Consider the following 11,803-nt stretch of genomic DNA (forward strand, 5'->3'; position numbering starts at 1 on the left):
TTCTTCTTGATTAAAATGTTAAATTAAGTCCGAATAAAAAGTTTCTGGTCGAAGGTGTATTTGTTCCAATAACCAAGAACCTGCGTTGGTATGAATTTACTGCCTGATTTTCATCTCCATAAGAATTTGTTTCAGGATCCATTCCAGACTTTTTGTTATAAGGAGAAAAAAGTACAAAAGGGTTTTGAGCTGTAAAATAAAGTCTCAATTTTTCAATCCCTAAGTTTCTCATAAATTCCTGATCTAAAGTATATCCAAGTGTTAAGGCTCTGATTTTTACATAAGAGGCATCAAAATAACCCATTGTTGACATGTATTTTGGGTTATCACCACTTCTGATTCCTCTTGGATTTGGAAACTCAGCATCTCTGTTATCCGGTGTCCAGTAATCTACATCAACATTACTTCTTCTACCATTTAAAAGGTTTAAGTAACTGTTGCCGCCATAAAGTGTACTAATTAAAACACCCCCGCTTTTAAATGCTCCAACAGCAGAAAAATCGAAACCTTTATAAGTTAAATTGGTGTTGAAACCTCCCTGAAAATCCGGGTCAGTTTCTATTATTTGTCTGTCACTTGCGTTAATGGCGCGAGTTGGTGAACCATCTGGGTTAAAATCTCCTGTATATTTAACTTTGATAGATCCTACTACAGTTCCCTGCTGGCCGATACCTGTTGGCCCTGGTTCTAATACAGACATATAAGGATCGCCTTCCTGCCAGATACCAACCTTTTCATAATCGTAGATAGAATTAATATTATACCCCACAAACCATGAATTACTCTCATCTCTTTGCGCTCCAGAAGCAAGTTTAACTAACTTATTTTGGTTGGCATATAAATTAACCCCAACAGTCCAGCTCAACCCTTTTGGATTGTCAAGAATAACTCCGTTTAAGGCTATTTCATAACCTTTGTTTTCAGTTTCACCAACATTACCAACGTAGCTGCTAACTCCTGATGTTGCCGGAAGATTTACTCTTTGCAGCAAATCTTTTGTATTTGTTTTGTAATACTCGATTGTTCCTGATAAACGATTATTAAAAAATGCAAAATCCAATCCGTAATTCCATGTTGTTGAATATTCCCATCCTAAATCAGGATTAGGTAATGTTGTCACGTATACACCTGTAGAATTTGTATTTCCAAAATTATAAGGTCTTGTACTTAAAGCTCCCAAAGTCTGATACGGATCTACCGCCTGATTAGAAGTTTCTCCATATCCTGCACGGAATTTCAATAAATTAACCCAAGAAAGTTTTTTCATGAAAGATTCATTTGAAATTGTCCATCCTGCAGAAACAGCCGGATAAGTTACCCATTTATTTCCTTTGGCTAATCTTGATGAACCATCTGAACGAATTGTTCCAGAAATAAAATATTTATTATCGTAAGAATACATCGCTCTGGCCATATATGAGCTTAAACCCCACTGTGTATAATCTTGATTTGCAGGATTTATAACAGCTTCTTCTTCACTCTGTCCCAGGTTATAAAACTGAAATGCATCAGAAGTTATCCCGTTTCTTGATATCTGCGAAGTATTTCCTGTAAACTGCTCATTTGAATATAATCCAACAAAATTTACAGTATGTTTTTGAGCAAAAGTCTTATCATATGTGATCAGGTTTTCTATAAGCCATTGTGTAGATAATGTATTAGTGATAGATGCATTTGAGATAGTAGTTGGATTTACATCAAAGACTCCTTGTCCTTCATAGTAACCACTATTAGACAGACGTAAATTTAATCCAGTATTCATACGATATTTTAAACCATCAACGCCTGGTATTTTCACTTCGGCAAAAATATTATTGTACGAACTAAAAGCTCTTGTCTGATTAACATAAGATTCTCCCAGATTATTAATCGATTCTCTCGTGTAAACCCAATTTTCATCTGCTCCCATTTTAACTGTTCTTTTCAAAGACCCGTCCGGATTATATGGGTTAGATAAAGGAGAGGTTGCTAAGATTGTACCTGTACCAATATTATCTCCATTAGTAACAGAATAGTTACTATTTGTATTGAATCCCATACGAATAGCCCCGCTCAGCTGCTGATCTAAACCTGCTCTAAGACTAAAACGTTCGTATCGCTGGCCCGGAAGAACCGATTCTTCTTTATAATAACCTAAACCTGCATTATAAGCACCGTGTTCGGTACCTCCCGAAACACTCACATCATGGCTGATCATTTCACCAGCTCCATAAAGTGAATCCTGCCAGTCTGTATTTGTATTTCTTGATTCATCAACTCCGTCTGTATATAGAGTCGAATAATCACGAAGTGCGGCAAACTTGGTTCCGTCCATCATATCGTATTTACCAAAAACTTGTTTGATACCGCTAAATCCATTATAATTAAATGTTGCTTTCTGATTTTTGCGTCCTTTATTACTTGTAATTAATATTACTCCATTTGCTCCACGCGAACCATAAATAGCCGTTGCAGAAGCATCTTTTAAAACATCTACAGATTTGATATCAACAGGATTTATATCGCCTATAGAACCTGCAAACGGAACTCCGTCCAAAACAATTAGAGGGTCATTGCTTCCTGTTAAAGATCGCGTTCCGCGTATACGTATCTGCATAGCTGCTCCCGGTTTTGTAGAAGTCTGGGTTAAATCGACACCTGCCAGTCTTCCCTGCAATGCCTGAGTTACATTGGCAGCGGGCACCTCATTTAATTCACTGCCTCCAATAGAAGCAACAGATCCTGTTACTGCTTCTTTTCTCTGCGTTCCGTACCCAATAACAACTACTTCTTTTAATTGAGCCGAATCTTCTTCAAGGGTTACATTAATTTTGGTTTGTCCATTTACAGCTACTTCTTTGCTTTTTAAACCTATAAAACTAAAAACAAGAATACCATTGGAAGGTACGTCAATAGTATAAGTACCATCAAAACCGGTACTTACCCCATTTTTGGTGCCTTTTAAATTCACATTTGCTCCAGGAATTGGACCACCTGCATCCGATATTATTCCTGTGACTTTTGTCTGAGCTCTCGATTGGAGCGACAGCAAAAGCGTAAAGATCAAAAAACAAAAGCATAATAGATGCTTTGATTTACTTGTAACAAAAAAGTTAGTCATAAAAATTGATTTAGATAGTTAAAATTTTGGTTTAGTTAATAAGTGTATTGAAAACAAATATAAAAAAAACAATCAATACACAATCGGTTGTTTAAATTTTTATTTACGAATTACCAAAAAAAAAGCATATTAAAAAACATTATATCTATTTTTTATACTAAAAAAATAGATTATAAATATTCAAACGAGTTGTTTTGACCTAAAAATTAAAAAGTTAAAGAGGTAAGTGGCTATTTATTAAAAAAATCATAAAACAGCACAAAGCCCATTATTTTTTAGCATAATTGGCATTAGTGAAATATAAATATTGTTAAAAAACAAAAAATACAACTGGTTGCTTAAGTAGACAACAGCTAACGAGGTTTTTAAAAGCAAAGCAAAAATTAAGCAGAAAAAAGCAATCGGTTGCTCGTTTAATACTTTAAAAATCCTTTGGTAAGTATTTGAAAGGGAATTTTTCTGGGATAATTATACTCTTTTTTTATAAAAAATTATATAATCATTAAACCAATATCTGCAGTAAGAAGTTTCAAAAAAAACTGCTGATAAATTATATTAACAGCTCTTATTTAAATTTAAAATGCTGCTCGTTAAATCTTCCTTGAGGACTCACGAATTAATACTTGTGTATTCAAAAAAGTAATTTCTTTTGCATCCTCTTCCTTAAGAGATTTTAGATTTTTAATAATTAACTCAGCAGCAGCCTTTCCCATTTTTTCTGCAGGATGGGTTATAGTAGAAATGTTAGGTTCAATTATTTCTGAGATTGGGTCATTATTAAATCCTATGACCGCAAACTCTTCAGGTACTTTAATACCTCTTTTTTTAGCAGTCTGAACGGCACTTACCGCTAGAATGTCTCCCGGAGCAAATAGGCCGTCCGGTCTTTCTTTCAGATCAAATAAATGATTACAGGCCTTTACACCTTCTTCATAAGTCATTTCTTTTAAGCTTATGATTAAATTTTCATCGACAGGCAGATCATGCTCTAGCAAAGCATCAACATACCCTCTTTTTCTTTCATTATAAAGAGTACCAAATTCTGACTTGGCAGTTAAGTAGGCTATTCTCTTACATCCTTGTTCTATTAAATGTTTAGTTGCCTTGTAACCAGCCAGATGGTTGTTAATTACGACCCTAAAAGTGTCATAATCCCTGGGAACTCTGTCAACAAATACAAGCGGAATATTATTATTTGAAAACTGCTTAAAATGCGAAGTATCTTTTGTCTCCATTGCCAGAGAACAAATAACCCCGCTTACACGGTTACTATATAATGATTTAGCCAGGTCTACTTCTACCTCATAAGAGTCATGCGACTGCATAATAATAACCGAATATTCTGATTTGCGTGCCGCAATCTCAATACCGCTGATTAGAGAAGATAAAAAAGGCTGTGTAACTGTTGGAATTAAAATACCAATAGTTCTAGACTTATTACCGCGCAGACCAGCCGCTAAAGTATTAGGAACAAACCCCATTTCCCTAGCAGTTTGCTTTACTTTTTTTATTGTCTTATCACTTAGACTATGGTGATCTTTTAGAGCTCTTGAAATTGTTGATGTTGCCAGATTAAGTTTCTTGGCAATATCATAAATCGTTACATGCTTGTGCTCTTCCATAAATTAAAATCTATAATTAGTAAATGTAATTATTTTAACGAACAATAGAAAATTCTTTAAGAACTAAGCCTCCTGGATACTTACATTGGGAATATTATGGTAAAATATTCTTTAACAATTTTTGCTAACATTATTTTTTACTTTAAAAAAAATCTACACTTTACACAATCGGTTGTTTTTAGATTATAGGAATAAATCAGAATTCAGCTAGGCGGTTTTATAAAATACGTTTTACTTTTTAAATTAGATAAATTGTAAAACGAACGAATGAAATAATTCGACATTTTAAAAATATGAAATAATACAGAACCGATATTTTGCGCCATAATAAAATTTTAATATGGAATTATACATTTTCTTAATTTCAAAACAACGTTTTGAATATGAGGCAGGAGCAGTAAAATAACGATTACGAAAATCACACCTGTTAACATCAGCTCATAATAATCCCGGGTTGCACGAGCCAATATTTGGTGAGCTGTCATTTGATTGAAATAACCTGTCGATACGCTTTTTGAAGTATAGATATCACTGCCTGCATTCATATATTGGTTTTGGATATCCAGTAAAGTAACTTGTAATTGAGGGTTAATTTCAGTGAGTGTTTCCCGAACCTTTTCCCTTACTGATGATTTTGCAATTAATTGAAGTTCGTTACTAAATGCAAGACTGGCGGTAAATCCGGTGAATCTGGCAAATATTCCAATAAGTGATGCGTTAACAGCAAGTTTAGAAGGAGCTGATGAGGAAGTAAACGAAACAATTGGAACAAATAAAACACCTGTTGCAACACCATAGATAAACATAGGAAATATAAAATCAATTGTTTCACCCTGTATCGAAACAAATAGTATCATATAGGTATAGAATATGGCCATAATCCCAAAACCAACCATAATAATTCTTATCAGGTTAAAACCCATCAAGACAAATCGGGAAGTGACAAACATACTTACTATGGTTCCTAAAATCACCGCAGTCCATATCGGAATAGTACTGAGCGGGTCATTACCTAAAATAACATCAAGATAACCGTAAGCCAGTCCCGTACTTCCCTTGAAAATGTAGAATGTAAAAAGGAGCAACAGTCCAATAACAAAATTTTCTGTCTTAAAAATCTGCAGGTTGATTAATGGTCTTTTGAGCTTTTTTTCTCTAATTATGAAAAGCAAAAGAATGACCAGATTACCTAAACTGCAAATAAGTATTAATGGACTGTCAAGCCATCCCAATTGGCGTCCATAAACCAGGATGTATCCTAATATTAAAATAAATAAGACATAAAACAGATAGCCGGTCCAATCCACCTGATAAAGCGGTATTTTTTTGGTAAATCTTGCTTTATCGCTCATCGTGAGTAACACTACAAAAGTTAGAATGATCAGTATGATATTGAAACTATAGAATAGCCAGTTAAAATCAAAGAAATGAAGTATTACGCTGGAATAGATGGAATAAAATGGTACTGCAATTTGTATACTTCCGTAAAGTAAACTGTAAGCAATAACACGAGCACGTACAGAATGTAATCTCGGAAAAATAAGCTGTAAGACGATACCTGACATCAATGCGCAGGTAATGCCCTGTAAAAACTGACTGATAAGAAACAGTGTCCAATCTTTGAAATGAAAACAAATAATCGAACAGGCTGCATTTACAGTGAGTGCTGTGAGCAAGTACTTACGTGGTGCAAAATACTTTACAATGCGAAAATCAAGCGCCAAAAAGGCGACCGTAGATCCATAAATAACCACCATGCCGAACTGAACATCCGAAGGCTGTATACCATAGAAGCCCATCGTTGCTGCCGGACTGCCGTAAAAAGCAAAGCTAAACAGACAGGTCATTAAAATGGCAGATATGACTGACCTTGCCATCCATTCGGATACCCAGGCTTTAAAAACCGATATTTTATGTGCCTGCATCATTACTCTTTTACAACATAAACATTCGCATTCATTCCTGCAGATAGTTTCGCTAATTTTTCAGGAACATCGGTAAGTTTAATTCTAACAGGAATACGCTGGATGATTTTAACGAAATTACCCGTAGCATTATCAGGCGGAAGTAATGAATAACGGGAACCAGTTGCTGGAGAAAGCGATTCAATAATGCCGCTGAATGTTTCTTTTGGAAAAGCATCAACTTCTATGAATACGGTCTGCCCTGTCTTAAAACAGCTAATTTGTGTTTCCTTAAAGTTTGCGATTACCCATTTCTCTTCGGCTTTGCTCACCAAAAATGCTAATGTCTGCCCTGGCTGTATAAGTTGTCCTCTTTGGATGGTCTTTTTACCAATTTGTCCATCAAAAGGTGCAGTAATAACAGTATATCTAATATCCAATTGCTGTCTTTCAAGAAGCGCTTCTTTGATTTTTATTTCAGCCTCTACGGCGTTACGCTGTGCTTTGTAATCTTTTAATTTAGACTCGGCTACCAGCAGAGAAGCTTTTGCCTGATTATATTCCGACTGCATGATCGACAAAGAAGCACTGACATTATCAAATTTTTGTTGTGTAGCAGATTCATCAGCCATCAACTTTTTATAACGGTCAAATTCTCTTTCCTGCTGCTTCAATCTCGCTTTTGCGCCTGCCAATTGTGCTTTTATAACCTCAATACTTTTAAGCTGTGTTTCTTCGTTTGCAGCCAGAATAGGTAATTTGGCATGAGAAGCCATTAATTCTGCTGACGCTGCATCTCTTTTTAGTCCATACTCGTCAAGTTCAATCACAACAAGTGTATCTCCTTTTTTAACTTCCTGATTGTCTTTATAATAAATTTTATTAATATAACCGCCCACTTTTGCATTGACAGGCGATAAATAAGCATCAATCTGGGCATCATTGGTCTGTTCATAGCGGTATCCCTTTAAAAAATACACCACGCCCCAAATAACTATTGCTGCCAATAATGCGATTCCAAACCATTTGGTCAGCGTAACAATAATTTTATCTGTTTTATTTTTGTTCATAATTTTTTTATTAAAGAATTCCTGCTATTGCCAGCAGCTTTATATGAGTGAGTTTTACGTTTGCCTTAGCCGTTGTTAAATTAAATTTTGCTTCCAATAAAGCATTCTCTGCTTCCAAAAGATCGATCAGAAGAGATTCCTGATTGAGATAACTGCTTCTAATGACCCGAACAGTTTCAGTTGTTTTTGTAATATTTTTTTCTGCTGTTTCTACACTTTCAACAGCCAGTTCCTGCTGCAGATAAGCTTCTTTTATCTGAAACAAAATTTCATCCTTTTTAATATCGGCTCTTTCTTTTGCCTGATCATAGATGAGTTGGGCATGAGCTGCTGTATGTATATTTTTATATAAGTTATCGATAGAAAACTGTACTTTAATTCCTGTTTGGCCAAATCCCCACAAATCATTCGAATACGGATAAAAGGAAATCTGTGGATAAGTGTAATTGTAATTTGAGTATAGTAAAACTTTAGGCAGCAGCGCAGCTTTAATCTGTTTGATATTTAGTTCACTCCATTTGATATCGCTGTTGGCCATTTTATAAGCCGAAGATTGATTAAGAGCAATTTCTATATAATCGCTAAGAGGATTATTTGTTAAGTCATCTGTAAAAGCATCATTTTGATACCGAATTTGTAATTCCTCTTCGCTATCACGCCCCATCAGAATATTGAGACGTTGTTTGCCGATGTCGATTTTCTTTTTAACATCGGACAGATTTAGTTCCAACTGTGATAATTTCACTGAAGTTCTCAATACATCACTCTTAAGCACAATACCGTTTTTGTGTAAACTTTCTATTAGTGATAACTGTTTCTTCTCTGCAGTGATTTCTGCACCCAGAAATTCCTTGAAATGTAAAAACGTATAGAGCTCGAAATAAGCAGCTGCAGCATTATATTTTACACTGTGTTTTTGCAGGTCGGCTTCGTATTGTTTTCGCGTCTCCTCTTCTTTCTTCATCAGAACATTTCTTCTGTCTTTACCACCATTGAAGAGATTAAAATTTAAATTGTATCCCACCATATAACCATAACCTTTAATGGGTACATCCTGCGGAGATGAGAATAATCCATTGTCATAAATAAGAAATTTTGAATTGAGTTTTAAATCCCCGCCTAAGGTAAGTTCAGGCAGCATACGGTCTTTAGCTTCAAGTACTTCTAAATTACTTTGCTGACGATTTAAATCTGATAGTTTCAGCTGGCGATTATTTGCTTCGGCGGCTTTCCATATTTCTTCCAAATTCAATATTTGGACATTTTCTGTATTTTGGGCATGAAGAGATTGTACAGATAGCAGCAAAAGGATGGCTAAAATTGGAAGTGTTTTAGATTGTTTCATCGATTTCTGTTTTATAAATGCTTTGCACGTTTTCCTTTTCCAGCTAACCACTTTTTAACCATCTTCGTCAATTCATCAAAAACAAAGGTCAAATCTGCCATAGGCATGAAAGAATAACAATAATAAGGATAAGAATAGGTCAGCCAGTAGATATTAGCGGTGTCAATTTTTTCTACCGAAGAGGATAATGCATTATCAAAACATTCATCTGGTTTTTCAAGCTTTATGTCTTTATCAGAGCTTAATATTTTCTGTTTCATAATAATTTTATTATAATTTATACAGCAAAATTATCCAACATGTCAAAGTCTCTTTTTATATAATTAGCCTAATATTTGTTATATTTGGCCACATGAAAATCCTTAACCAATTAATAAATACTGTTGATCAAAATCCTGATTCAATCTTGGTCATGCGACAGCAGACTGAACAGCGTCTGCCTTCACACCAGCATGATAAAGCTCAGTTGTTATTAGTTTATGGCGGGATCGCTTACTTGCAGACTGATGAAAAAGATTTTTACATTCCTGCTAATCATTATATCTGGATACCAAATAATTACCCTCACAATTTGATGTTTAATACACAGGATCTGTATATTATCAACATCTATTTCCCAAAAGAAAGAATGAGTGGTTTTTACGATGAATTAGGTATTTATCCCGTGAGTAAACTTTTATCAGAAATGCTCTTTTTCAGCGAAAAATGGCAGGGTGATTATTATAGAGGTTCGTGGGAATTTGAGTTTTTATCAACGCTCAAAAATGTGCTTTCAAAAGAAAATCTTAAAAAATTTACAATCCAGCTTCCAACAACAGACGATCAGCGGCTGAATGCAATTATCGATAATCTTAGAAATCGGCTCAATGAAAGTCTTACCTTAGAAGACACTGCAAAGCTATCCGGAATGAGTGTAAGAAGTTTGACAAGGTTATTTCAAACAAAACTGCACATCACTTTTATACAATATTTAAAAATGTTGAGGATTATTCGGGCAATGGAATTAATAAAAGATACCGATTTGAACATGACCGAGATAGCCTATGAAATTGGATATTCGAATATAGCGGCGTTCAGCAATAATTTTCAGAAACTAACGAACATGAGACCTACTGAGTTTAAAAAGTAAAAAGATCCTGCTTTCTAGGCTCTGCAATTATCAGATTAACATCACTTGAAAAATTTAAAAAAATAACTGAAATCCATTACAGCAAATAACATAAAAAAACCTATTTCGTTACGAAATAGGTTTCTTAAAATTAGTAATGTAAATCAATTCCAGCCGCCCCCGAGCGCGCGATACAAATTGACAACAGCATGCAGTTTTTGACTTTGGTCGTCAATACCTTTTAATTGTGCATTTAATAAGTTTTGTTCCGCCGCCAGCACGTCAGTGTAATTGGTAGTAGAATTGTTTAATAATTCTTTATTGAACTCGACAGCTTTAAATAATGCTTCTAACTGCTTTTTTCTTTTTTCTTCTTTGAGAGCCGCGTTATTATATTTAGACAGCGCATTGGAAACTTCTTCACTTGCTTTCAGCATCGAAAACTCAAAATTATACAGTGCCTCTTTTTGCAAAGATAATGCAGCAGCTAATCTTGCTTTATTAATTCCTTTATTGAAGATAGGCTGTGTAAGTCCTCCAGCAATATTACCAAAAAGTCCGCCGTTTGTAAACCAGTCTTTTAATCCAAAACTGGAAAAACCAGCGGCGCCGCTAATTGTCAAAGCAGGATAAAAATAGGCTCTTGCCGTATTACTTTCTTCAAATGCTGCTCTAAAATTGTATTCTGCCTGCTGTACATCTGGTCTGTTTGCCAAAAGCTGCATCGGAACTCCAATTTTCAGATCGTAGGTGAGATTTTGCTGTTCTAAAGAAGTACGTTCAATTTTAGATGGAGATTTTGCCAAAAGCAGACATAAAGTATGCTCCGTTTCCATTATTTTCTGTTCGATATCCGGAATCGCCAGTTCAGCTTCATAATAATTTGCTTCACTTTGTACCACGGCTACTCCATTGATAATAGAATTTTCAAAAAGCACTTTAATCGTTTCGGCATCAGATTCTCTGTTTTGAGCTGTCTTTTTAAGAACCTTTAATTGTTCGTCCAAAATTAATAACTCATAATACGAATTGGCAATATTGGCTATTAATTGGGTTTGCACGGCACGTTTGGCAGCATCTGTAGAAAGTAAATTTGCTAAAGCACTTTTCTTAGCACTTTTTAATTTACCCCAAACATCGATTTCCCATCCGGCAGAAATCCCCAAATCGTATTGCGTAGACTGGTCAAAAAGTCCAAATCCCTGCGGAAAAGCCAATCTGGATTCTTTTACTGATAAATTCCCATTTACCGAAGGCAGAAAAGCAGCTTTGCTTAATTTAAGATTAACCGCCGACTGATTAATGCGTTCTACCGCAATTTTTAAATCCAGATTGGCCGCCAATCCGTCGGAAATAAGTTGCTGCAAAGCGGGATCTGTAAATATCTCTGACCATTTCATTGCTGCTATAGTTGTTGAATCTGTACTTTCTTGTTCACGATAAGTTACAGATGAAGTTGGTTTTTTATAGGGCTTCGTGATTTTACAAGAGCTCCAAATACTGGCAGCAATAAGCAATATGACGACTAATTTATAATTGTATTTGTTCATTATACTATGTTTTTATTTTTTATTAAACTGGCTAAAAATTTAACCACAAAGGCCGCTAAGTTCCTTAAGCTGAATTTCAGACAAAGAGCGCAAAGCTTTGCGAA

8 protein-coding genes are annotated in these 11,803 nt (G+C 35.1%); 1 reads left to right on the top strand and 7 read right to left on the bottom strand.

Translation table 11 applies throughout. The features are described 5' to 3' along the window. Positions 1-10: 10 nt before the first annotated feature. From BKM63_RS21625 to BKM63_RS21650, 6 genes are all read right to left on the bottom strand, one after another. The gene (locus BKM63_RS21625) at positions 11-3,100 is read right to left on the bottom strand and encodes a SusC/RagA family TonB-linked outer membrane protein (protein ID WP_071638664.1); all 3,090 of its coding nucleotides are present in this window, start codon (positions 3,098-3,100) and stop codon (positions 11-13) included. 590 nt (positions 3,101-3,690) lie between these two features. Next, complete coding sequence (locus tag BKM63_RS21630) at positions 3,691-4,722, bottom strand: LacI family DNA-binding transcriptional regulator (RefSeq protein ID WP_071638665.1); 1,032 nt, start codon at positions 4,720-4,722, stop codon at positions 3,691-3,693. Positions 4,723-5,057: 335 nt separating this feature from the next. Next, complete coding sequence (locus tag BKM63_RS21635; RefSeq protein WP_071638717.1) at positions 5,058-6,647, bottom strand: MFS transporter; 1,590 nt, start codon at positions 6,645-6,647, stop codon at positions 5,058-5,060. A gap of 2 nt (positions 6,648-6,649) precedes the next feature. Beyond that, on the bottom strand, positions 6,650-7,696 hold the full coding sequence (locus BKM63_RS21640) for an HlyD family secretion protein (RefSeq protein ID WP_071638666.1): 1,047 nt from the start codon (positions 7,694-7,696) through the stop codon (positions 6,650-6,652). Between the two features lie 10 nt (positions 7,697-7,706). Then, on the bottom strand, positions 7,707-9,041 hold the full coding sequence (locus BKM63_RS21645) for a TolC family protein (RefSeq protein WP_071638667.1): 1,335 nt from the start codon (positions 9,039-9,041) through the stop codon (positions 7,707-7,709). Between the two features lie 11 nt (positions 9,042-9,052). Then, positions 9,053-9,301, bottom strand: a complete 249-nt coding sequence (locus BKM63_RS21650; protein ID WP_071638668.1) for a hypothetical protein — start codon at positions 9,299-9,301, stop codon at positions 9,053-9,055. Between the two features lie 92 nt (positions 9,302-9,393). Here BKM63_RS21650 and BKM63_RS21655 point away from each other — a divergent pair, with 92 nt between their 5' ends. Continuing rightward, entirely contained in the window at positions 9,394-10,170 is a 777-nt protein-coding gene (locus BKM63_RS21655) for a helix-turn-helix domain-containing protein (protein ID WP_071638669.1), read from the top strand. Between the two features lie 143 nt (positions 10,171-10,313). Here BKM63_RS21655 and BKM63_RS21660 read toward each other — a convergent pair whose 3' ends face one another. Then, entirely contained in the window at positions 10,314-11,699 is a 1,386-nt protein-coding gene (locus BKM63_RS21660) for an efflux transporter outer membrane subunit (protein WP_071638670.1), read from the bottom strand. Between the last annotated feature and the right edge of the window lie 104 nt (positions 11,700-11,803).

Origin of the sequence: Flavobacterium johnsoniae (genome assembly GCF_001879205.1) — a bacterium.
GTDB lineage: Bacteria > Bacteroidota > Bacteroidia > Flavobacteriales > Flavobacteriaceae > Flavobacterium > Flavobacterium johnsoniae_A.

Coding starts and splice junctions, on each gene's coding strand:
- BKM63_RS21625 (WP_071638664.1), bottom strand. CDS start 3,100: ATGACTAACTTTTTTGTTACAAGTAAATCAAAGCATCTATTATGCTTT.
- BKM63_RS21630 (WP_071638665.1), bottom strand. CDS start 4,722: ATGGAAGAGCACAAGCATGTAACGATTTATGATATTGCCAAGAAACTT.
- BKM63_RS21635 (WP_071638717.1), bottom strand. CDS start 6,647: ATGCAGGCACATAAAATATCGGTTTTTAAAGCCTGGGTATCCGAATGG.
- BKM63_RS21640 (WP_071638666.1), bottom strand. CDS start 7,696: ATGAACAAAAATAAAACAGATAAAATTATTGTTACGCTGACCAAATGG.
- BKM63_RS21645 (WP_071638667.1), bottom strand. CDS start 9,041: ATGAAACAATCTAAAACACTTCCAATTTTAGCCATCCTTTTGCTGCTA.
- BKM63_RS21650 (WP_071638668.1), bottom strand. CDS start 9,301: ATGAAACAGAAAATATTAAGCTCTGATAAAGACATAAAGCTTGAAAAA.
- BKM63_RS21655 (WP_071638669.1), top strand. CDS start 9,394: ATGAAAATCCTTAACCAATTAATAAATACTGTTGATCAAAATCCTGAT.
- BKM63_RS21660 (WP_071638670.1), bottom strand. CDS start 11,699: ATGAACAAATACAATTATAAATTAGTCGTCATATTGCTTATTGCTGCC.